The organism is Aeromonas sp. D3, from assembly GCF_027705025.1.
In the GTDB taxonomy this organism is placed as follows: Bacteria; Pseudomonadota; Gammaproteobacteria; order Enterobacterales; family Aeromonadaceae; genus Aeromonas; species Aeromonas salmonicida.
On the sequence record NZ_JAPDBE010000013.1, the window covers coordinates 44,949 to 67,650 of the forward strand.

The window sequence follows — 22,702 nt, forward strand, 5'->3', positions numbered from 1 at the left end:
CAAGGCTCATCATCACTCCTCCAGCTTGCTGCGATCACGCACAGCGCCCTTGTCGGCGCTGGTGGCGAGCATGGCGTAGGCGCGCAGGGCAAAGGAGACCTGACGCTGACGATCCAGCGGTTTCCAGCCACGGGCTTCCACGGCAACACGGCGGGCAGCCAGCACGCTGTCGGCCACCTCCAGCACCATGCTGCGGGCCGGAATATTGATGTTGATGATGTCTCCATCCTCCACCAGACCTATGGTGCCGCCGGAGGCAGCCTCAGGCGAGACATGACCGATGGAGAGACCCGAAGTACCGCCGGAGAAGCGGCCATCAGTGATCAGGGCGCACTGTTTGCCCAATCCCATGGACTTGAGATAGGTGGTGGGATAGAGCATCTCCTGCATGCCGGGGCCGCCCTTGGGGCCTTCGTAGCGGATCACTACCACTTCACCGGCCTTGACCGTGCCATCCAGAATGCCGGCAACCGCCGTGTCCTGGCTCTCGAATACCCTGGCCGGGCCACGGAAGCAGAGGTTCTCGTCATCCACACCGGCCGTTTTTACGATGGCGCCATCAAGAGCCAGGTTGCCGGAAAGCACGGCGAGGCCTCCCTCCAGGCTGTAGGCATGCTCCAGCGAGCGGATGCACCCCCCGGCTCTGTCCACATCCAGCTCGGGCCAGCGGCAATCCTGACTGAACGCCTTGGTGGTGCGGATGCCAGCTGGCCCGGCGCGGTAGAAGTCCACCACCTCCTGGCTCGGCTGGCGGCTGACGTCGTATTCGTTGAGCAGCTCGGCCAGGGAGCCGCCCAGTACGGTACGGGTGTCACCGTGCACCAGACCCGCCTTCTCCAGCTGACCCAAAATGGCGACTACGCCACCGGCACGGTGCACATCTTCCATATGGTACTTCTGGGTAGAGGGGGCCACCTTGCACAGCTGGGGCACCTTGCGAGACATGCGGTCGATATCGGCCATGGTGAAGTCCACCCCGGCCTCCTGGGCCGCCGCCAGCAGGTGCAGCACTGTATTGGTGGAACCGCCCATGGCGATATCCAGCGCCATGGCATTCTCGAACGCCGCCTTGGTAGCGATGTTGCGTGGCAGGGCGCTCTCGTCATCCTGCTGGTAATAACGCTTGGCCAGGGTGACGATGCGCTGGCCTGCCAGCTTGAACAGCTGCTCGCGATCGGCATGGGTCGCCAGCATGGAGCCGTTGCCCGGTTGGGAAAGCCCCAGCGCCTCGGTCAGGCAGTTCATGGAGTTGGCAGTAAACATGCCGGAACAGGAGCCGCAGGTAGGGCAGGCGCTGCGCTCCACCTGTTCGCTCTGGGCATCGGAGACCTTGGGGTCGGCGCCCTGGATCATGGCATCCACCAGATCCAGTTTGATGATCTGATCGGACAGCTTGGTCTTGCCCGCTTCCATGGGGCCGCCGGAGACGAAGATCACGGGTATGTTGATGCGCAGGGCGGCCATCAGCATCCCCGGTGTGATCTTGTCACAGTTGGAGATGCAGACCATGGCATCGGCGCAGTGGGCGTTGACCATGTACTCCACCGAGTCGGCGATAAGCTCGCGAGACGGCAGCGAATAGAGCATGCCGCCGTGGCCCATGGCGATGCCGTCATCCACGGCTATGGTATTGAACTCTTTGGCCACGCCGCCGGCGGCTTCGATCTCGCGGGCCACCAGCTGGCCCAGATCCTTGAGGTGGACGTGACCCGGTACGAACTGGGTGAAGGAGTTGACCACGGCTATGATGGGCTTGCCGAAATCCTCGTCTGTCATGCCAGTGGCGCGCCAGAGGGCGCGGGCCCCGGCCATGTTACGTCCGTGGGTGGTGGTGGCGGATCTCAACTTCGGCATTGTCTCTACTCCCTGAATGCCCATGGGGCGCATTATTTCTTGAATGTGTGACTCGCGGATCGGGAATCGATCCTGGTCAGGGCACAACACGGATGCCCTGACCGGAAGCGACTCGGGGAGGCATGGCACCTCCCCGTGCTCGTCAGCCGTTACTTGTCATCGACCGGGGTCAGCCAGTTCCATTTGTCCTTTGTCTGGCCGTTGAACAACCCGAAGAAGGCGTTCTGCAACTGCTCGGTCACTGGGCCACGGCAACCGGCACCTACCTTCATCCGATCCACCGAACGCACAGGCGTCACTTCGGCGGCAGTGCCCGTCATAAAGATCTCGTCCGCAACGTATAAGGCCTCGCGGGGCAGCGCCTGCTCGCGCACCTCATAACCCAGATCCCGGGCCAGGGTCATGATGGTGTCGCGGGTAATGCCGGGCAGGATGGCGGCGGTGGCAGGCGGGGTGAAGAGCACGCCGTTTTTCACCAGGAACAGGTTCTCACCCGCGCCTTCGCTCAGGTAGCCGTTCACATCCAGCGCCAGCCCTTCGGCGTAGCCGTTGCGCTTGGCTTCCCGGCTGATGAGTTGGGATGAGAGGTAGTTGCCACCGGCTTTGGCGCCGGTCGGAATCGTGTTGGGGGCCAGCCGGTTCCAGGAGGTGACGCACACATCCACCCCGTTTTTCAGACCCTCTTCCCCCAGATAGGCACCCCACGGCAGGGCAGCGACCATGAGCTCGGCCTTGGCATCCAGCGGTGGATGCAGTCCCAGCCCCACATTACCGATAAAGGCCAGCGGACGCAGATAACCGCTCTTGAGGCCGTTCTCGCGCACCACGGCGCGGCAGGCTTCATTCACCTCGGCCTCGCTGTAGGGCACCTCCATCCAGTAGATTTTGGCGGAGTCGAACAGGCGGCGGGTGTGCTCCTGCAGACGGAAGATGCAGGTCCCCTTGGGGGTGTCATAGGCACGCACACCCTCGAACACAGAGGAGCCATAGTGCAAGGCGTGGCTCATGACGTGCACCTGGGCATCTTGCCAGGGAACCATGTGGCCGTTGAACCAGATATATTGCGGCTGGGGTTGGGAAGGCTGTGACATTGCTGTTGCTCCTTAAGCTCTGATCCGGGGTTGCTGTTCCAGTGCATCGACCCGGGAGACGTCCACCAGCTTGACCAGCTGGCTCCATAAATGCTGGATGGGACGCACCGACTCGACAGTAACCGTGATCCGCAGCTGTTGGCAATCCTGCTCCGCCCCCATCTCCATGCTGAGGGCACAGAGATTGAAGCCGCGGTGGCGCACCACTCTCAATACCCGCTCCATCACTTCGGGTCTGGGCTGGGCGTGAATGTGCAAGGTGTGTTGTGCAAATGCTGGCTGCGCAAAGGTGTGCGGGTTCATGGGCGTTGCTCCATCATCTTGTGGTTGGCGACTCCCGGCGGAACCAGGGGCCAGACGTTTTCTTCCTCTGAAATGGCCACATGCAGCAGATAGGCGCCTTCGCTCCCCAGCAGGCGGTCGAGGGCTGCTGCGATTTGATCCTTGCATGTGATGGTCTCACCCGGGATGCCAAAGGCGGCGGCCAGAGCGACGAAATCGGGGTTGTCGGAGAGGATGGTCTCGCTGTAGCGACCATCGAAGAACAGCTCCTGCCACTGGCGCACCATGCCGAGACGCTGGTTGTCGATCAGCACCATTTTTACCTTGAGCTGGGCGCGGCGTATGGTACCCAGTTCCTGCACGTTCATCATGAAGGAGCCATCACCGCTCACCAGCACCACTTCATCATCGGGGCGCGACATCTTGGCGCCGATGGCGGCGGGCAGACCAAACCCCATGGTACCGAGGCCGGCACTGGAGAGATGATTGCGCGGACTGGTGAAACGCATGTGCTGGGCCACCCACATCTGGTGCTGGCCCACGTCGCAGGCCACCACACTGCTCTCCGGCAGGCGGGCCGAGAGTTGCTTGAGCAGGGCCGGGGCATAGATGGGCTGGCCGGGGTGGTCGTAGCGAAACGCATACTCGCGGGCCATGTTAGCGCAGTGCTCACGCCAGGGATCGATAGCCAGTGCCATGGCCAGGGCGGGCAACACCCGCTTGAGATCCGTGGTGATGCCCACTTCGGCGGCGCGGCGCTTGCCGAACTCGGCGGCATCCACATCCAGATGGATCACCTTGGCGTCGGGGGCAAACTCTTCCAGCTTGCCGGTCACCCTGTCATCGAACCGGGCACCCACTACCACCAGCAGATCGCACTGCTGCACCGCATAGTTGGCCGACTTGGTACCGTGCATGCCGAGCATGCCCAGATAGACAGGGCTGTCAGGATCCAGCGCGCCAATCCCTTTGAGGGTGGTGACCGCCGGCATGCCGGTGACGGCGGCAAACTCGCGCAGCTGGGCTTCGGCATTGGCCATGCCCACGCCGCCACCGACGTAGAGCACGGGGCGCTCGGCGGCGGCGATCAGGGTGCGGGCAGCGGTCAAGTCTGAGGGGTTGAGGGCCTCAGGCTCCTCCACCGCAAACAACAGATTCTGCGCTGGCACGGCGGCCAGCTGCACATCCTTGGGAAAATCGATGAGCACAGGACCGGGACGACCTTCGGTGGCGATGGCGAAGGCCTCTTCCAGCACACGCCCCAGATCCGCCACATCGGTCACCATGAAGGAGTGCTTGGTACAGGAGAGGGACATGCCGAGCACGTCGACCTCCTGAAACGCATCTGTACCTATGGCGGAACAGGGCACCTGACCGCTGATGGCCACCAGAGGCACGGAGTCGAGCAGCGCCTCCGCCAGCCCGGTCACCAGATTGGTGGCGCCCGGACCCGAGGTGGCGATACAGACCCCCACCTGGCCGGAGGCGCGGGCATAGCCCACCGCAGCCATGGCGGCCCCCTGCTCGTGGCGGCAGAGCTGATGGGCAAGCCCCCCGTCATACAGGGCGTCGTAGACCGGCATGATGGCTCCGCCCGGGTAACCAAACACCTGGGTCACACCCTGTTTCTTGAGAGCCTGTACCAAAAACTGCGCGCCGTTCATGTGGAAAATCCTGTCCTGTAGTCGAAAAAAACCCCCGAGCTGTGAGGCTCGGGGGTCGCTTGTTTCGTTCTGTCCGGTGGTGGGTCTATCCCTTGTTCCGTGCAGCTAAACGAGCCCCGAGCGGTGAGATAATAATCACCACTAGGACCACAATAATGCTGACGAAACGGGAGGCCATGTTCATAGTTACAACCGGAAATCCTGTGAAATTGAGGCGGTTTGCACCGCGAATGGCTATTAGAACTAGCACGGTGATTTTTATTGGGCAAGCCTTTTTTACCTGACAAGACTCTGATTTTGACTAAGCAGCAGCCTTACGGCTGGAACAAAAAACCAATAAAAAACGGTTAACCAGCACATACATCAAACCAAGGACGGGATTTATGTCATTAGCTGTGGTTTATAGCCGTGCTAGCCTGGGGATAGCGGCGCCGCAAGTCACGGTGGAAGTTCACCTCTCCAACGGTCTGCCCGCCTTCAACATGGTGGGATTGCCGGAAACCTCGGTGAAGGAATCCCGGGATCGGGTGCGCAGTGCCCTGCTAAACGGCAATTTCGAGTTCCCGAGCAAACACATCACGGTCAACCTGGCCCCCGCCGACCTGCCCAAGGAGGGGGGCCGTTTCGATCTGGCCATCGCCATCGGCATTCTCGCCGCTTCCAAGCAGATACCAGCAAAATACCTGCTCGATCACGAATTTTTAGGGGAGTTGGCCCTGACAGGCGAGATCCGTCCCGTGCTCGGGGTGCTGCCCGCCGTGCTCGCCTGCCGCGATGCGGGGCGCACCCTGCTGGTACCGAGAGAAAATGGCCCCGAAGCCTCCCTCATTCAGGATGCGGAGGTGCGTACCGCCCACCAGCTGCTGGCCGTCACCGCCTGGCTGGCAGGCCAATATGAGCTGCCCCTGCCGGAGCCCCAGACCACGGACTCCCTGCCCGATGTGCCGGATCTGCAGGATGTGATCGGCCAGTCACAGGCTAAGCGGGCATTGGAGATCGCTGCCGCCGGCAGCCACAATCTGCTGTTCATAGGCCCGCCCGGTACCGGCAAGAGCATGCTGGCCAGCCGTTTGCCCGGCATCTTGCCACCCCTGAGCGAGCAGGAGGCGCAGCAGACCGCCGCCATCCACTCCATCGGCGGCCTGACCCCGCGCGCCGGTCACTGGCACCACAGACCCTATCGCACACCCCATCACAGTGCCTCCGCCGTGGCTCTGGTGGGTGGTGGCAGCCATCCCAGACCCGGCGAAATATCCTTGGCCCACAATGGTGTGCTCTTTCTCGACGAGCTGCCGGAGTTCGAGCGCAAGGTACTCGACTCTCTGCGCGAACCGCTGGAGACGGGCCACATCACCATCAGCCGCGCCGCCCGTCAGGTGGATTTTCCCGCCCGCTTCCAGCTGGTGGGCGCCATGAACCCCAGCCCCTGCGGCCACTATGGTGACGGTCAGACCCGCTCCAGCCCGGATCAGATACTTCGCTATCTTGGCAAGCTCTCCGGCCCCTTCCTCGATCGCTTCGACCTGACGGTGGAGGTGCCGCTGCTGCCCAAGGGGAGTCTCACCGGCAAGGTGGAGCGGGGGGAGTCGAGCCAGCAGATCCGCGATCGGGTACTGGCGGCGCGGGAGCGAATGCTGAGCCGCAATGGCAAGCTCAACAATCTGCTGAATAGTCGTGAAATCGAAGATGTTTGCCGATTATCACCGCAAGATGCCGAGTTTTTGGAGAATGCCATCCAGAAGCTGGGACTCAGCATCCGGGCCTGGCACCGCATACTGCGGGTGTCACGCACCATAGCCGATCTGGCGGGGCGACCTGCGATCGAGAAGGATCATCTGATCGAGGCTCTCGGCTACAGGGCCATGGACAGATTGCTGTCGCGGCTGCGCAGCGGCTGAATGGCTGGGATAGAGAGATAGTGAGTCCCACATGCGTGATGGTCCCGTGCATGGTCTAGCGACTCATCGGCTGATATTATGGCCACAGATCTGACCACTTGGTTGCCACCCACAGACAACGAGACGGACCCGACTCATGCACAACAAGCTGATAGAGCGGCTGCGCGGCAGCCTCTCGACCCTGCTCTATTTTTTCAACACCCTCTTCTGGTTTATCCCCATCTTCTTGCTGGGCATTTTCAAGCTGCTGTTGCCGCTCAAAGGCTGGCGTACCCTCTGCAACGCTCTGCTGGATGGCTGCGCAAGCTGCTGGATCGGTGTCAACAACCTGATCCAGAAAACCATCATAGGGACCTCTTTCGAGGTGGTCGGCGCGGACAAAGGAAGCCGTGATGAGTGGTACATGGTGATTGCCAACCATCAATCCTGGGTCGACATACTGGTACTGCAGCGGGTTTTTAATCAAAAAATCCCCTTCCTGAAGTTTTTCCTCAAGAAAGAGCTGATTTGGGTACCTTTTCTCGGTCTGGCCTGGTGGGCGCTGGACTTCCCCTTCATGCGGCGCTATTCCCGTAAATTTCTGGAAAAACGGCCACATCTGAAGGGAAAAGACATAGAAACAACCCGAAAGGCCTGTGCCAGGTTTCGCCACATTCCGGTGAGTGTGATGAACTTCGTGGAGGGCACCCGCTTCACCGCCCACAAGCACGACAAACAGGCAGCGCCTTATCGCCATCTGTTGCACCCGAGGGCAGGCGGCATCGCCTTCACCCTGGCGGCCATGGGCGACCAGCTGCATCAACTGGTGGATGTGACCATCGCCTATCCGGGTGGTATCCCCAGTTACTGGGACTTCATGTGCGGTCGGGTGAAGGAGATCAAGGTTCAGGTCCGCTTTCTGCCGATTGAACGCAAGCTGGTAGGGGATTACTTCAATAACCCCGAGTTCCAACAGACGTTTCAACAGTGGTTGAACGGGATCTGGCACGAAAAGGACCAGACCCTTAGCCAACTGCTGGCAGACAAGGCGCAGTAAAAGACCCCTCGCCAATCCAGCTCTACCAGGCAGCAGGGCGGGTCTTCAGGTTGGTGACCATGGCAGCAGTTTGAGAGTGGTTTTCAGGAGTGGCTGAATGCGCGTTGGCAGGAAACTGACGTCGTGCGGGCACAAGTGATACAGGCCGATGCTGTGGGTCAGTCAGGCGTTGAGTCCACCCCATTGGCAGTTGCCGAAGCAAGTGCCAAGGCCAGTTCTGGCAACTGATCCTCGCTGAACACTGCGATGCCATTGCGACGCAGCAGGGCCGTGGTCTTGCCCTCACCCGCCACTGACACACCTTCGAAGCGGCCATTGTAGATGCGGCTACTACCGCAAGAAGGGCTCCCCTCCTTGAGCAGCGCGAAGCGAATGCCCTGCGCCAGACAGAGCGCAAGGGCCAGATCAGCGCCGCGATCAAACTCGTCGGTCACATCCAGCCCGCTCGCCGTTACCACCCGTTCGCCCTGCCGCTCGGCAGGGGGGCGCGGAGTCGGCAGTCCGCCGGCTACTTCGGGGCAGAAAGAGTGCGTTCGCCCCTCGGCACCAAGCTCATTCAGCCAGTCGCTGACAATCCCCTTGCTCTGGCCATCGTAACGTACTGGCTGACCCAGCAGGCAAGCGCTCACCAGCACACGAACAGGGAGCGCACTCACGCTTCTGCCCCGTGCATCACCTGATCGAACATGACGCAGCAAGGGCTCTCCAACCGGTAGAGGATGGCAGGGCGCTGCTTGCCGGTCCGCTTGCGGCCGGTATCCACCAGAATGTCGGCACGATGGATCCGCTTGCGAAATGCCGCTGTATTCATGGGAGTTTGCAGGATAATTTCAAAGGCGCGCTGCACCTCGGAGAGAGTGAACTCGGGCCCCAGCAGTTGCAGCGGCAAGGTGCTGTAGCGACTCTTGATCCGCAGTCGCTCCAGTCCTCTGGCGATAAGCTGGGTATGATCGAAGGCGAGGCTAAGGCCGGGCAGGGCCGAGAGTGGATGCCAGCAACCGTGCACGGCTTCGACTTCCGGATCGACCAGACAGAGGTAGACCAGCGCAGTGGACCAGCCACGGGGATCCCGCTCCAGATTGCCGAGAGTGCAGACCTGTTCGCTGTAGCAGTGGCCGAGCCCCCACCCCGCCAGCAGGCGATGGCGGGCTGTGTCTAGGTCCCGATCCCGAGTCTCGTCGATGCGCAGTGCCGGCAGTTGCCAGCAGTTGGCAAAGGGGGAGTGATCGCGGGTTTCGAGCAACAGCTCGAGCCGCTCCTCGTACAACCGCAGCACCACCATATCCAGACTCATTCTCAGCATGTCGATCGCCCTGCTCGCCTTCCATTAATGTTTGGTAGATAATATCACACGAATAGTATGTGAAGGAGCCAATCATGGGAACCGTCGCCAGCCTGGATATTGATGCGCAGAAGGGATTTACTCCCCTCTGCCCGAACGAACTGCCTGTCGTGGGCGGGGATGATATTGTGGCTGCGCTCAACGCTCAGGCCACCCTCGCCACCCTGCGTATTGGCAGTAAAGACTCCCATCCCGCCAACGCAGCCTGGGCCGTCAGTGACCCCGCCGGCATGCTGTTGCCGCTGGATTTGCCCAATGCCGATCTCACCTGGCCGGTACACTGCGTGCCCGGCACCCAAGGCTTCGAGCTGCTGGATGGCCTGCCCGCCCCCATAGATTACGACTTCTTCGTCTGGAAGGGGGTCGAGCCGGACCTGCATCCCTACGGCACCTGCTTCCACGATCTGGCCGAACGGCGCAGCACAGGGCTCATCGAATTCCTGCAAGCCCGCCATGTCGACACTGTGCTGGTCGGCGGCCTCGCCACCGACTACTGCGTCAAGACCAGTGTGTTGCAACTGCGCCACGCCGGTTTTCGGGTGATCGTCCATCTCGATGCCTGCCGTGGCATAGCCCCGGATACGGTTGCCAGCGCTCACTCCCAGATGATCCAAGCCGGGGCCGAGCTGGCCCAGACCCTGATCGATGTACAACGCCTGCTGGATGCCTGATATGCCGCCGATCCTCACCCGCCAAGCCGATACCGGCGCCTGCACATTACCTATGCAGCAGGAGCGCGTCATCGCGCTCACCAGCCTGCGGGGAGCCTGATATGCCACCGATTCTCACCAGCCTGCTCGACACCGACGCCTACAAGCTGCATATGCAGCAGGCGGTATTCCATCGCTATCCGGATGCCGAAGTGGTGGCCGAATTCCACAGCCGCAACGAAGAAGATCTGCTGCCCATGATGGGCCAGATCGAGGAGCAACTGCGTCTCGCCGGCTCCCTGCGGCTGACCAGGCCGGAACTGAATTTTCTGGCCGAGCGCCCCTTCTTCACCGCCGATTACCTGGATCACCTGCGCCGAAAGCCCCTCGATGCCTCCCTGCTACAGGTATTCGAGCAGGATGGCCGCATCAATGTGCGGGTCGAGGGACCCTGGCAGGATGTGATCCTGTGGGAAATCCCGGTGCTCGCCATCATCAGCGAGATGCGCAACCGCTTCCGCTATCCCCAGTTTGGCGTCAGCCAGGCGCTGGATCGGCTCGATCAGAAGATCGACAAGCTGGAACAGGACCTCAGCCCGGAAGAGATGAGCGAGTTCAACCTCATCGACTTCGGTACCCGTCGCCGCTTCTCCCATGCGGTGCAGGATGCGGTCGTGGGCCGTCTCAAGGAGCGGCTGCCGGCATTTCGCGGCACCAGCAACTACCTGCTGGCCCAAAAGTACCAACTACCTGCCGTGGGCACCCAGGCCCACGAGTGGTTTCAGGCTCACCAGCAGCTCGGCTTCCCGCTCGAGCACAGCCAGCGCGCCGCCCTCACCAGCTGGCTGGACGAATTCACCAACCACCTCGGCATTGCCCTGACCGACTGCATCACCATGGACGCCTTCCTGCGTGATTTTGACTTTGAGCTGGCCAGCCGTTATCAGGGTCTGCGCCACGACTCCGGCGACCCTGTTGTGTGGGGCGAGAAGGCCATCAGCCACTACCAGCGCCTCGGCATAGACCCCACCGACAAGACCCTGGTCTTCTCCGATGGGCTCAACCTCGACAAGGCGGTGCAGCTGTTCCGCCACTTCCGTGGCCGCATCAACACCAGCTTCGGCATCGGCACCAAGCTCACCTGCGATCTGCCCGGTGTCAGCCCCATGAACATCGTCTTCAAGCTGATGGAGTGCAACGGCGGCCCGGTCGCCAAGATCTCCGACAGCCCGGGCAAGACACTGTGCCGGGATGCGGACTTCATCCGCAACCTCAAGCAGGCCTTCCACGTCGGGGTGTAACACGCCTTTTTGAGGAGCCCATCTTGCGCAGAGCACCGGTGGCCCCCTACCATGACCCTCTTGAAAGGTCCGACTGGTGTCGGGCCTTTCTCTTGCCCGAACGACAGACCACAAGGAACTGCCCATGACCTCTAAATGGATATTTGCCCTCACCACACTGCTGGCCAGCCTGGGCGCCACTGCCGCCGAACCTCTGCGGGTATCCGCCATCCCGGACGAAGCCCCCACCGAGTTGCAGCGCAAGTTCGCCCCGCTGGGAGAATATCTGGCCGAGAAGACGGGGCGCGAGGTGGTGTTCGTACCGGTCAACGATTACGCCGCCGTGGTCGAGGCGCTGGCTGCCGGCAAACTCGACATGGCCTGGCTCGGGGGTTTCACTTATGTGCAGGCCCATCGTAGGGCCGACAAGGTAGTGCCGCTGGTCCAACGCCAGGAGGATGCCCAGTTCACCTCCAAATTCATCGCCAATGCCGACAGCGGCATCAAGACCCTGGCCGACACCAGGGGCAAGGACTTCGCCTTCGGCTCCCCCTCCTCCACCTCGGGTCACTTGATGCCGCGCCACTTCCTGGCCGAGCAGGGCATCAATCCGGAACGTGACTTCGCACATGTCGCCTTCTCCGGCGCTCACGACGCCACCCTTGCCTGGGTCGCCTCCGGCAAGGTGCCGGCCGGTGCGCTCAACGCCTCCGTGTGGGACAAGCTGGTGGAAGAGGGCAAGGTCGATACCGCCAAGGTGAAGGTGATCTGGACCACGCCGACCTACTTTGATTACAACTGGACGGTGCGCGGCGACCTGGATCCGGCGCTGCAGGAGAAAATCAAGCAGGCCTTCCTCAGCCTGGATCCTGCCGTCCCGGCCCAGGCCGAGATCCTCAAGCTGCAACGGGCCAGCCGTTTCATCGAAACCAAGCCCGAGAACTACCAGGGCATAGAAGCGGCCGCGACCCAGGCCGGTCTGCTGAAGTGATCGCCGTTGCGCTGAATGGAGCAGGGCTGCGGCTCGGCGAGAGTCGCATCCTGCATCCGCTTCGCCTGCAGATCGAGGCAGGGGAGTGTGTCGCCATCATAGGGCCGAGCGGCGCGGGCAAGACCAGCCTGCTGCGGCTGATCGGCACAGAGCTGCGCGGTGAGCTGGCACTCTCCCTGTGGGGGGAAGATCCCTGGGCCCTCTCCACCCGGGCCCGCCAGCGGCTGCGCAGCCGGATCGGCATGGTCTGGCAGCAGCCTCCTCTGCCCGCCTCCCAGCCGGTGGTGACTGCCGTGCTGGCTGGCAGACTCGGCCAGTGGTCCCTCGTTCGCGCCCTGCTCTCGCTGCTGCGCCCCTGCGATCCGGACGGTGCACGGGCCGAACTGGCCCGCCTCGGCCTCGCCGACAAGTGGCAGCAGCGCTGCGGCGAGCTCTCCGGTGGCCAGTTGCAGCGGGTCGGTATAGCCCGGGTGCTCTATCAGCAGCCGGATTTGATGCTGGCCGATGAACCCGTCTCCGCCCTCGATCCCGTGCTCGCCCAAAGCAGCCTGGATGCCCTGCTGGCGCAAGCCCGCACGCGCGGCAGCACCCTGATCGCCAGCCTGCACGCGGTCGAACTGGCCCTCGAACGCTTCCCCCGCATCATAGGTTTGCGCGAGGGGCGGGTGCAGTTCGACTGCCCCGCCGCCGCCGTGACCCCGGCCATGCTGGCCGCCCTCTACGCCGGTGACCAGGAGGCACTGCCGTGTATCGGCTGATGAGCCGCTGGCGCCATCCCCTGCCCTGGCTGCTGGCCCTGGTCGGCTACAGCCTGTGGCAACAGGCCGACGGCTGGCTGGGCTTGCTCGATGGCCAGAGCTGGCGGCAGATGGGCAATTTTCTCGCCACCAGCTGGCCACCCCGCCTGGATCAGGACTTTCTGGCCCTGACCCTGACCGCTACCCTGGAGAGTCTGGCCGTGGCGACTCTGGGGCTGGCCGGTGCTCTGCTGCTCGGCATTCCTTTTGCCTTGCTCGGCTCCCGCGCCCTGTCGCTGGCCGAGCTGGGGCCTATCCCCAGCCCGCTACGCGGCGCCTTGCGCTCTTTCAGCCGGCTCATCGCCATTCTGCTGCGCAGCCTGCCCGAGCTCATCTGGGCGCTGCTGTTCGTGCGCCTTTCCGGGCTCGGGCCCCTGGCTGCCATCCTGGCCATCGCCGTCAGCTACGGCGGCATGCTGGCCAAGGTCTACAACGAGATCATGGAGAGCGGCGCCCTGCAACCGGCCCGTGCTCTGCTGCTCGGCGGCAGCGGCCGCCTGCAGGCGCTCTGGTACGGCGTGCTGCCCGCGGTGCGCCAGGAGCTGCTCTCCTACACCGTCTATCGCTGGGAGTGTGCCCTGCGCGCCTCCGTCATCATGGGTTTCGTCGGTGCCGGCGGGCTCGGCCAGCAGCTCGAACTCTCGTTGCGCATGTTTGCTGGTGGTGAGGTAGTGACCCTGCTGCTGGCCTTCATCCTGCTGGTGACCCTGGCCGACGGCCTCAGCGCCTGGCTGCGCCACACCCGTTCCCCCGGCCTGCAACTGCTTGCCTGCCTGGGGCTGGCCAGCGCCATGGCACTCCACCAGCTCGACTGGCGCATGCTGAGTTTTTCCTTCGGCGGGCTGGGCCGGTTCATCGGCGAGTTTCTGCAACCGGACTGGTCGGGGCCTTTTCTGCGAACAGTCGGCTTTGGCCTGCTCGATACGGTGCAGATGGCATTGCTGAGTACCCTGTTGAGCGCCCTGCTGGCACTGCCGCTGGCCTGTCTCGCCCGCCACTGCTGGCCACTGAGGCTGCTGTTCAACCTGCTGCGATCCGTGCCGGAGCTCATCTTCGCCAGCCTACTGGTGATCGCGGTCGGGCTGGGGCCGGTGGCGGGCATACTGGCGCTCACCCTGCACACCACAGGCGTGCTGGCCCGGCTGTTCGTGGAGACGCTGGAGAACGCGGATCAGGCCCCTCGCCTCGCCCTGCAATTGAGCGGCGCCGGCCCCACGGCCAGCTTCTGGTACGGGCTGTTTCCACTGGTGTCACGCCAGTGGCTGGCCTACAGCCTCTATCGCGGCGAGATGAACCTGAGGGCCGCCACCATACTGGGGGTGGTGGGCGCAGGGGGGCTGGGGCAGCAGCTCTATGTGTCGCTCAGCCTGTTCCGTTACGATCAGGCAGCCACCCTGATCCTGGCCATCCTGCTGCTGGTCTGGCTGGCTGAGGGGATCAGCCGCCGCTCCCGTTTGCCGCGACTGGCGCCCACCCAGCGGGACTGCCAGATCTGAATCGGGAGCAAGCAGCCGGCGTCGAGCTGGCCAGGCTCCAATCCCGATAAACAAAAAGCCCGCCGGTTTGCACCGGCGGGCTTTTTCATGGAGTACAGCGGGATCAGTCTTTCTTGGCCAGCAGGAAATTCACCAACTGGCTGAACTGTTCCTGAGAAGTAATGGATTCGATCTTAACCATGTACTTGCCGTTGACCAGGAAGGCCGGCACACCGCGAATGTTGTAGCTCTCGGTGTTGCGATCAAACTGGGACACCATGCCGGATACGGCGAAGCTGTCGACGGCACCGTCAAACTCTTCAGCCGGCACGCCGTTATCAAGGAAGATCTGCTTCACATCAGCACGGCTCTGCGGATACTGGCGTTGGGTATGGATCTTGTTGAAGATAGCCGGGGTCAGCTTGGCTTCAACATTCAGCAGGCTGGCCAGGGCATAGGCGCGCTGCATTTCCGGACCCATCTCGCGGCCCAGGAAGGCCACCGGGTTCTTCTTGAGGGGAACGCCTTCTGGCATCCCCGCTTTCAACTGTTCAACGATCGGCTCGAAGGTCGCGCAGTGCGGGCAGTAGTAGGAGAAAAACTCCACCACTTCCGGCTGGGCACTGCCTGTCTGTTTGACCACGTCATAGTTAACGCCTTCCTTGAATTCGGGGGCGGCGTGAACCATGGGGATCATCAGCATGGCAGCGAGGAAAAATAGTACTTTTTTCATGACGTTTCCTGTTAAGGGATCACTGTGAGGCACGCCCGGCGAACCGAAGCAGTGCCAAGCCTATTGCGTCACCACTCAGACGTCAATGGCAAAGGGCCACACCGGCAGGCGCTACGGCAGAGCGCGTCATCGACAGACAATCGCTGTGGGCTTATGCCGACGCGCCCTCGCTCACCACCCCGGTGTCAGGGTCAAAGGTAGTGCCTTGAGCGCGGCCAGTTGATCATGCGGCAGGTATCGCGATCTGTGGGCACCCATCAGCACTCCTGATATGTCACCACCCTGGCGTCAGGGTCAACGGTGGTGCCTTGAGCGCAGCCAGTTGATCGTGCGGCAGGTATCGCGATCTGCGGGCCCCCATCAGCACTCCTGATATGTCACCACCCCGGCGTCAGGGTCAACGGCGGTGCCTTGAGCGCGGCCAGTTGATCATGCAGGGTCGCAATCTGCTGACGCCAGTAGTGGTCGGTATTGAACCAGGGGAAGTGACGGGGAAACGCAGGGTCGTCCCAGCGCCGTGCCAGCCAGGCCATGTAGTGAACGATGCGCATGGCCCGCAGCGGCTCAATCAAGGCCAGCTCGCGCGGATCGAACTCCATGAACTCCTCATAGCCAGCCAGCAGGGTATCGAGCTGGATCAACTGCTCGTGGCGCTCGCCGCTCAGCATCATCCAGAGATCCTGGATGGCGGGGCCGGTGCGGCAGTCGTCGAGATCGACAAACATGGGGCCATCACGCCACAGAATATTGCCCGGATGACAGTCACCGTGCAGGGAGATCTGTGCCACATCCAGAGTCATGGCATCGCAGACGTGCTTGATCAGCTCGTCGAGTACACCGAAGAATTGCTTGGCCAGCCCGCTCGGCAGCCACTCGCCGGACGCCAGCAGCTCGCGCGGTTCGTGCAGCATGCTCTCCACATCCAGCCGGACGCGGTGATGGAAGGATCGGCTGGCACCGATCTGGTGAATCCGGCCAAGGTAACGTCCCACCCACTCCAGCTGATCCAGGTTGTCCACCTCGAACTGGCGGCCTCCCACGCTCTGCCAGATGGCAAAGGGGTAGCCCTGATGCTCCAGCAAGGTTTCACCCGCGAAGGAGAGCGGCGCAGCGACCGGGATCTCAGCCTCATTGAGTCGGGCGGCAAAATCGTGCTCTTCCAGGATCTGGGCACGACTCCAGCGACCGGGACGGTAGAACTTCACCACATAGCGGCGGCGCTCCTCGTCCTGAAACTGATAGACCCGGTTTTCGTAACTGTTGAGCTCGATGAGGCCGGAGTCGAGTCGCAGACCGCTGAGATCCAGCGCATCCATGATGAGGTCGGGAGTAAGGTCGGAATAGTTGAAACGCATGTCATCCACCATTAAAAAGGGGCGCCGTTGCGCCCCATTCTATCACCACTAAGCTCAATGGCGTTCCAAACCAATCAGTTGCACCAACTATTCCCATTACAGCCGGCTGATAAACTTGCTGGCCTGACGCAGTGTGCCCTTGCTGTCATCGGCTGCCGCCCCATCCCGTTTCAGCACGAACCGTATATCCAGGGTCGGCTTCTTCAGGTTGAAGGGATCGACCGCCACGCTCACCGGCAGGGTGTAGATCTCGCCCGCCTTCAGGGTCACTTCGCGGGGGCCGAACCACTCGTGCTCCGGCAGCCCTTCCACATCCAGCTGATAGGTCTGGGCATGCAGTGTCTTGTTGAGGATTTTGAGGGTATAGGTGTTCTCGATGAGCCCCTCGCTGTTCTCGCGGAACAGCTGGTTGCGATCCCGCAGTATGTCGAGTCCCATGGGCATGATGGACATGGCGTTGTAGACGAACACCCCCAGCATGATGACCATCACCAGGCCATAACCGAGCAGCTTGGGCCGCGCCACATGGGTGCTGTTATGGGCCAGCTTGTGCTCTGTGGTGTAGCTGATCAGCCCTTTCGGATAGCCCATCCGATCCATGGTCTGGTCGCAGGCGTCGACGCAGGCACCGCAGTTGATGCACTCGTACTGCAGGCCGTCGCGGATGTCGATGCCGGTCGGGCAGACCTGAACGCAGAGGTCGCAATCGATGCAATCCCCCAACCCCAGCGCCTTGGGATCCGCTTTGCGGCTACGGGCACCCCGGGTCTCACCACGCTTGGTGTCGTAGCCGACGATGAAGGTATCCTTGTCGAACATGGCTGACTGGAAGCGTGCATAGGGGCACATGTGGATACACATGATGGCACGCATCCAACCGGCATTGCCGTAGGTACAGGCCGTGAAAAACAGTACCCAGAAGATGACCCAACCACTCGCCTGCAGGGTAAAGAAGTCGGGCACCAGCTCGGTCACATCCTGGAAGTAGGCGACGAAAGTGAGACCGGTACCGAGGGATAGCAGGATCCAGGCCAGATGCTTGGCCCCCTTGCGGGCCAGCTTCTCGCCACTCCAGGGGGCGGCATCCAGCTTGCGCCGCTTGTTGGCGGCGCCTTCCAGCTTCTCTTCAAACCAGATGAACATGAAGGTCCAGACCGTCTGCGGGCAGAGATAGCCGCACCAGACCCGGCCGAGGAAGGTGGTCACGAAGAAGAGGGCAAAGGCGGCGATCATGAAGATCCAGGCCAGCAGGGTCAGATCCTGCGGCCAGATGGTGGCACCAAAGATGTGGAACTGCTGATGGCCAACATCGAACAGCACGGCCTGACGACCGTCATAGCGCAACCAGGGCAAGGCGACGAAGAGCACCACGAAGAACCAGCCCATGACCTTGCGCATCCGCTGCCAATAGCCGGTCTGTGCCCTCACGTAAATGCGGTTGCCGGGATTGAACCTGTCATCGCTGGCTTTGAACGTGTTCGGGTTGAAAGTCCCGGTGACGCTCTTGTCAGTCACATCCTTGATATCGATTTTTTCATGATCGGCCATTGCAAGACACAGCTCCCTTATTTGTTATGGAGCGGATTATATCTTAAACAGCCTGCTAATTGTGTGGGTAAGATGTATCTAATGTTCGAGTCGTGTCGCAATTTTCAGCAACAAAAAAAGCGTATCGCCGGTTGACGATACGCCTCTCGTTGAGATTCTCATGAAACCACTCAGCCCGGTTTGTACCAAGCAGGGATCACTTGATGCCGCGAGCCTTGAGCAGGGCTTCCTTGAAATCGGGCACATGATCCTTGGCCAGACCCGGAATCATCGCCTGCTTGTCGGATTCCCGCATCTTGAGGTGGTAGATCAGCATGTCGTCGGTCAGGTCGGACAAGGCGCCGTCATAGCCAGCTTCTGCCGCCAGTTTGGCAACAAACTGCACCAGGCTGAGATCCTGTTCCTTGATCCAGGCAGGCTGCAACAACTCCAGCAGCTCTTCGATACGATGACATTGCATAGACAACCTCTTTAATCTGTCATGTGAAACTCAGGCAACCTTACCCATCAAGGCTACTTCGATACGATCCCGCCCATTATGCTTGGCCTGATAGAGGGCCGCATCCGCTTTTTGGATAAGCTCCGCGATGGAGCCGCTCTGATCCGGCACCAGAGTGGCGACCCCGAAGCTGCAACTGACCCGGCCTGAGACCAGGGATTTCTGGTGGGGGATACCCAGATCCTTGAGAGCCATCCGCACGTTTTCGGCAATCTGCAAGGCCCCCTGCATGCTGGTACAGGGCAGCAACAGAGCGAACTCCTCCCCGCCGTAACGAGCGGCGAGATCATCCTCGCGGCGCTGCACCTCGGCCAGCAGAGCAGCAACCCGTTGCAGACACTCGTCACCCTGCTGATGACCGTACAGATCATTGAATTGCTTGAAATAATCTACATCTACCAGCACCAGCGACAGGGGCGCCCGGGCGCGGTGACAGCGGCGCCAGGCCCGTTCCAGAGAGTCGTCGAGGTGGGCGCGGTTAGCAATGCCGGTCAGGCCATCGAGGCGGGAGGTGAGACGCAAATGCTCGGAGACGGCCTTCAGCTCGGCCACCAGATCGGCGTTGGAGAAGCGGTGGTAGAGGGAGGCGACCTGATCCCGCCGCAGACGGCGCAGCAGGGTCGGCAAAAAGACAAACAGATAGCCTGCCAGCATGCAGGAGACAATCCGTTCCTGCTCGTTGCCGGCCCCCAGCTCGAACAGCATGGCAAGCCCGAGTGGCAAGACGGCGCCATAGAGGGAGCGGCGGCTGCCAAACAGCATGATGGCACTGCCGGTGAGGATCAGGCTGGAGAGCATCATCATGGCGGCACGATAGGTGTCGGGCAGCTTGTCCATGTAGAGCAGCACGCCGAGCGCCCAGATGATGGAGGTAATGGTGACCCCGATGAACAGCTCGCGTTCCAGCACTGGCAAGGGGGTCTGCGTCAGACTGGACTGACGCCAGCGCAGGTGCCAGCCTCGACACAGCAGCAGCAGGCAGACCAGTGCCAACCAGCCGAGTGCCTCGCCAGCGGGCAGGTAATCGTGGAACAGCAGGCTCCAGCCGAGTGCCAGCAGGCCCAGGCAAGGCAGGCTGAATGAGGAGTGAGTATAAAGCTGGGCCATGATGGCCTGCTTCACCTGACGTGTCACACTCTGAGTCAACTGCATGCTCCCTGTACAAGAGCCGCACAGTCTACCACTCCCCCTTCCGGGCCAACAATAAAACGTCTGTTATTAAGCGGTTAGTCAACCGCGTTCCAGCTCGTCCAAGATAGGACACTCAGGGTTTTCGTCCCCGTGGCAGCAACAGACCAGCCCTTCGAGGGAGGTCAGCATGGCTTGCAAGCCTGCGATGCGGCTGCGCAGATCGACTATTTTCTCCTGCGCCAGCTTCTTCACCTGAGCGCTGGTTCTGTGCTCGTTCCGATAGAGCGCCAACAGCTCCTGGCACTCCTCCAGATTGAAGCCTGTCTCCCGCGCACGCTTGACGAAGCGCAGCTCCCGCAACGCGCCCTCCGTGTAGCTGCGATAACCGTTGTCGCTGCGTACAGGGGCTGAAATGAGGCCGATGCTCTCGTAGTAGCGAATCGTCTTGGCGGTCAGCCCCGTGGCCTTGGCAACCTTGCTGATATTCATTTATGTCTCCTTACCAATCTGGATGAGGGCTGGTGTGTGCGCCGCCTTGGGCTGCCAGCGTTTCAGTAACAGGGAATTGCTCAAAACGGTAATGCTGCTCAGGGCCATGGCCGCCCCCGCCAGCTCGGGGCTGAGATAGCCCAGTGCTGCCAGCGGAATGCCAATGATGTTGAACACGAAGGCCCAGAACAGGTTCTGCTGTATGGTGCGCCAGGTGGCCGCCGAGATGTCGATGGCATCGGCCACCAAGCGAGGGTCAGATCGCATGAGCGTGATGGAGGCGGTCTCCATTGCCACATCGGAGCCGGAGCCCATGGCGATGCCCACGTCCGCCGCCGCCAGCGCAGGGGCGTCGTTCACCCCGTCCCCCACCATGGCCACCAGCCCCTGGGTGCGGGCGCGCAGCGCCTCCACTTTTTCCACCTTGCCCGCAGGCAGCACGGAGTCAAAGGCTCCGTCCAGCCCCAGCTTGGCGGCGATATGGGCCACGGGTGCCGGCGCATCGCCGCTCACCAGCCAGCTGGCGATACCACGCTGGCGCAAGATGGAAATGGCTTCCGGGCTCTCTGGCCTCAAGGTATCGGCCAGGGCGGCGATAGCCACCGCCACGCCGTCGATGGCAACCCAGACCCGGGTCGCGCCGTCGGCGGGCGCTTCATCCTGTTGTGGCGGCTCAATGCCGAGCTGAGCCAGCAGGGAGGCGTTGCCGATGGCGACCCTGTGGCCCGCCACCTGACCGACAATACCGGCCCCAACCCGCACCTCGACCGCTTCCGGCTGGGGCATTGTCGCACCGTTGCCGACCGCCTCGCGCATGGCCAGCGCCAGCGGGTGTTCGCTCGCCTGCTGCAAAGCGGCCGCGAGCCGCAACTGCTCGTCATCGCCGCTCCAGCTCGCCAGCACGGGCCGCCCCTGAGTGAGGGTACCTGTCTTGTCGAAGATCAGCGCCTTGATGGCGTGGGCCTTCTGCAGGGTATCCACGTCTTTGATCAGAATGCCGTGACGGGCCGCCACCCCGGTGCCTGTCACTATGGCTGCCGGCGTCGCCAGCCCCAGCGCACAGGGACAGGCGATCACCAGCACGGCCACGGCAGCCAGCAGTGCCTGACCGAAGTCGTGGCCGTAGGCGTACCACACCAGCAGGGTGAACAGGGCTATGGCCATCACCACAGGCACGAACACGGCGGAAACCTTGTCCACCAGCTGTTGCAGCGGCGCCTTGCCCATCTGGGCGCTCTCCACCAGGGCGATGATCTTGCTGAGGCTGGAATCCTCCCCCACGGTCGTGGCTTCGATCTCCAGCACGCCGGAGCGGTTGATGGCGCCGCCCAGCACGCCCTCCCCGATACCCCGCGGCACCGGCAGGCTCTCGCCGGTGAGAATGGATTCATCGAGTTCACTCTCGCCGCTCACTATCTTGCCATCCACAGGCACCCGCTCGCCCACCAGCACCCGCAACCGATCGCCGCGCAGCACTTCATCTATGGCCAGGCTCTGCCAGCGCTCGCCACGCCAGACGGTGGCGGTTTCCGGCCGCAGCGCCATCAGTTCGCGAATAGCGGACTGGGTGCTGCGGCGGGCGCGCGCCTCCAGCAGTTTTCCCAACGAAATCAGGGTAATAATGATGGCGCTCGCTTCGAAATAGAGCTTGCCGCTGGCGGCCATCCCCAACGTCAGCAGCAGGTAGAGGCTGTAGAAGTAGGCGGCACTGGTACCGGTCGCCACCAGCACATCCATGTTGGCCGCGCGGTTCTTGAGGGCAAGCCAGGCGCCGCGATAGAAGCGGGCCCCAATCCAGAACTGCACCGGGGTGGCGAGCACCAGCTCCAGCCATGCGGGCATATGCCAGGGCAGCAAGCCCGCCATGGCGATCATGCCCACCAGCAGCGGCAGGGTGAGCAGGGCCGACATAACAACCTGGATCAGCGCCTTGTGTGTGGCGGCGGCTTCCTGAGCTTCCCGCGCCTGCAACTGCTGGCGGCGACCGCTGGCAGAGCCCTGCGCCAACTGGGCTCCAAAGCCGAGCTCCTCTATACGTTCGCGCAACGAGGCCGGCGTCTGCATACCCGGCACCAGCTCGATACGGGCCTGCTCGATGGAGAAATTGACCTCAGCCGAAATAACGCCAGGCAATGCCGCCAGCATCTTGTTGAGACGTGCTGAACAGCCTGCGCAGGTCATGCCGCTGATCTGGAAGGAGAGGGTCTCGTGGCCATAGCCATAACCCTGCCCGGTAATGCTGTCGAGCACCGCTGGCAAGCGCGCCGGATCGCTCAACTCGATGGCCGCCTGCTCCAGCGCGAAGTTGACGGTGGCCGTTACTCCCTCTAGCTGGTTAAGGGCGGTGCTGATGCGGCTGGCGCAATTGGCGCAGCTCATGCCGCTGAGCGGCAGTTGCAGATGAATGGGGTCTTGAATCTGGGTGGTCATGGTGTCCTCCTCGGAACCAATCGGCCAAACTGGCTGCCGACCGACAAACCCTAACCTTTACTGTAAGGGCAAGCTCAAGCCACGACACGCACTTTTTAAACATAAAAAAGCGACGCCCGCCCCTGCCGGATTACCCGGGCAAGAGGCGAGCGCCGAT

General features: G+C 62.1%; 20 protein-coding genes. 7 read left to right on the plus strand and 13 right to left on the minus strand.

Features of this window, described 5'->3' with window-relative positions; translation table 11 throughout:
* Positions 1-12 precede the first annotated feature (12 nt).
* From ilvD to ilvG, 4 genes are all read right to left on the minus strand, one after another.
* The gene (ilvD, locus tag OKC28_RS09945; RefSeq protein ID WP_270689056.1) at positions 13-1,854 is read right to left on the minus strand and encodes a dihydroxy-acid dehydratase; all 1,842 of its coding nucleotides are present in this window, start codon (positions 1,852-1,854) and stop codon (positions 13-15) included.
* A 149-nt stretch (positions 1,855-2,003) separates the two neighbouring features.
* Positions 2,004-2,945, minus strand: coding sequence for a branched-chain amino acid transaminase (locus tag OKC28_RS09950; RefSeq protein ID WP_059111903.1), 942 nt, complete (start codon positions 2,943-2,945; stop codon positions 2,004-2,006).
* A 12-nt stretch (positions 2,946-2,957) separates the two neighbouring features.
* Entirely contained in the window at positions 2,958-3,248 is a 291-nt protein-coding gene (ilvM, locus tag OKC28_RS09955; protein WP_005318216.1) for an acetolactate synthase 2 small subunit, read from the minus strand.
* Positions 3,245-4,891, minus strand: coding sequence for an acetolactate synthase 2 catalytic subunit (ilvG, locus tag OKC28_RS09960; protein WP_270689059.1), 1,647 nt, complete (start codon positions 4,889-4,891; stop codon positions 3,245-3,247). The genes ilvM and ilvG overlap by 4 nt, the downstream gene beginning before the upstream one ends.
* A gap of 383 nt (positions 4,892-5,274) precedes the next feature.
* On the opposite strand from ilvG, the gene OKC28_RS09965 reads away from it, so the two are divergent.
* Both OKC28_RS09965 and OKC28_RS09970 read left to right on the plus strand, forming a co-directional pair.
* Positions 5,275-6,789: a YifB family Mg chelatase-like AAA ATPase gene (locus tag OKC28_RS09965; RefSeq protein ID WP_256686549.1), complete on the plus strand. Its 1,515-nt coding sequence runs from the start codon at positions 5,275-5,277 to the stop codon at positions 6,787-6,789.
* A gap of 136 nt (positions 6,790-6,925) precedes the next feature.
* A complete protein-coding gene (locus OKC28_RS09970) occupies positions 6,926-7,825 on the plus strand; it encodes an acyltransferase (protein ID WP_256686547.1) in 900 nt (299 codons plus the stop codon).
* A 158-nt stretch (positions 7,826-7,983) separates the two neighbouring features.
* On the opposite strand, the gene OKC28_RS09975 is transcribed toward OKC28_RS09970, so the two are convergent.
* Together OKC28_RS09975 and OKC28_RS09980 are read right to left on the minus strand one after the other, a co-directional pair.
* Positions 7,984-8,481 (minus strand): DUF523 domain-containing protein, encoded by a 498-nt coding sequence (locus tag OKC28_RS09975; protein WP_256686545.1) that lies wholly within the window; start codon positions 8,479-8,481, stop codon positions 7,984-7,986.
* Positions 8,478-9,128 (minus strand): NUDIX hydrolase, encoded by a 651-nt coding sequence (locus OKC28_RS09980; protein ID WP_256686543.1) that lies wholly within the window; start codon positions 9,126-9,128, stop codon positions 8,478-8,480. The genes OKC28_RS09975 and OKC28_RS09980 overlap by 4 nt, the downstream gene beginning before the upstream one ends.
* Before the next feature lie 74 nt (positions 9,129-9,202).
* Here OKC28_RS09980 and OKC28_RS09985 point away from each other — a divergent pair, with 74 nt between their 5' ends.
* The 5 genes from OKC28_RS09985 (at position 9,203) to phnE (ending at position 14,381) form a co-directional block, all read left to right on the plus strand.
* Positions 9,203-9,838 carry a nicotinamidase gene (locus OKC28_RS09985; protein WP_256686541.1) on the plus strand — a complete coding sequence of 212 codons (636 nt, stop codon included), beginning with the start codon at positions 9,203-9,205 and terminating at the stop codon, positions 9,836-9,838.
* A 101-nt stretch (positions 9,839-9,939) separates the two neighbouring features.
* Entirely contained in the window at positions 9,940-11,118 is a 1,179-nt protein-coding gene (pncB, locus tag OKC28_RS09990) for a nicotinate phosphoribosyltransferase (RefSeq protein ID WP_021138499.1), read from the plus strand.
* 124 nt (positions 11,119-11,242) lie between these two features.
* Complete coding sequence (locus tag OKC28_RS09995; protein ID WP_059111909.1) at positions 11,243-12,088, plus strand: putative selenate ABC transporter substrate-binding protein; 846 nt, start codon at positions 11,243-11,245, stop codon at positions 12,086-12,088.
* The gene (locus OKC28_RS10000; RefSeq protein WP_256686537.1) at positions 12,085-12,846 is read left to right on the plus strand and encodes a phosphonate ABC transporter ATP-binding protein; all 762 of its coding nucleotides are present in this window, start codon (positions 12,085-12,087) and stop codon (positions 12,844-12,846) included. Before OKC28_RS09995 ends, OKC28_RS10000 begins: the two co-directional genes overlap by 4 nt.
* Positions 12,846-14,381 (plus strand): phosphonate ABC transporter, permease protein PhnE, encoded by a 1,536-nt coding sequence (gene phnE, locus OKC28_RS10005; protein ID WP_270689099.1) that lies wholly within the window; start codon positions 12,846-12,848, stop codon positions 14,379-14,381. Before OKC28_RS10000 ends, phnE begins: the two co-directional genes overlap by 1 nt.
* A gap of 103 nt (positions 14,382-14,484) precedes the next feature.
* Here phnE and OKC28_RS10010 read toward each other — a convergent pair whose 3' ends face one another.
* The 7 genes from OKC28_RS10010 to OKC28_RS10040 all read right to left on the minus strand — a co-directional run bounded on the left by OKC28_RS10010 (position 14,485) and on the right by OKC28_RS10040 (position 22,545).
* Complete coding sequence (locus OKC28_RS10010; protein WP_005318191.1) at positions 14,485-15,093, minus strand: thiol:disulfide interchange protein DsbA/DsbL; 609 nt, start codon at positions 15,091-15,093, stop codon at positions 14,485-14,487.
* A gap of 377 nt (positions 15,094-15,470) precedes the next feature.
* The gene (locus tag OKC28_RS10015; protein ID WP_059113820.1) at positions 15,471-16,460 is read right to left on the minus strand and encodes a serine/threonine protein kinase; all 990 of its coding nucleotides are present in this window, start codon (positions 16,458-16,460) and stop codon (positions 15,471-15,473) included.
* Between the two features lie 84 nt (positions 16,461-16,544).
* The gene (ccoG, locus tag OKC28_RS10020; protein ID WP_125601940.1) at positions 16,545-17,996 is read right to left on the minus strand and encodes a cytochrome c oxidase accessory protein CcoG; all 1,452 of its coding nucleotides are present in this window, start codon (positions 17,994-17,996) and stop codon (positions 16,545-16,547) included.
* 196 nt (positions 17,997-18,192) lie between these two features.
* Positions 18,193-18,456, minus strand: coding sequence for a YihD family protein (locus tag OKC28_RS10025; RefSeq protein ID WP_005318183.1), 264 nt, complete (start codon positions 18,454-18,456; stop codon positions 18,193-18,195).
* A gap of 30 nt (positions 18,457-18,486) precedes the next feature.
* A complete protein-coding gene (locus tag OKC28_RS10030; protein ID WP_181455381.1) occupies positions 18,487-19,641 on the minus strand; it encodes a GGDEF domain-containing protein in 1,155 nt (384 codons plus the stop codon).
* Between the two features lie 84 nt (positions 19,642-19,725).
* Positions 19,726-20,115 (minus strand): Cu(I)-responsive transcriptional regulator, encoded by a 390-nt coding sequence (gene cueR, locus OKC28_RS10035; protein ID WP_005318178.1) that lies wholly within the window; start codon positions 20,113-20,115, stop codon positions 19,726-19,728.
* Entirely contained in the window at positions 20,116-22,545 is a 2,430-nt protein-coding gene (locus OKC28_RS10040; RefSeq protein WP_256686527.1) for a heavy metal translocating P-type ATPase, read from the minus strand.
* Between the last annotated feature and the right edge of the window lie 157 nt (positions 22,546-22,702).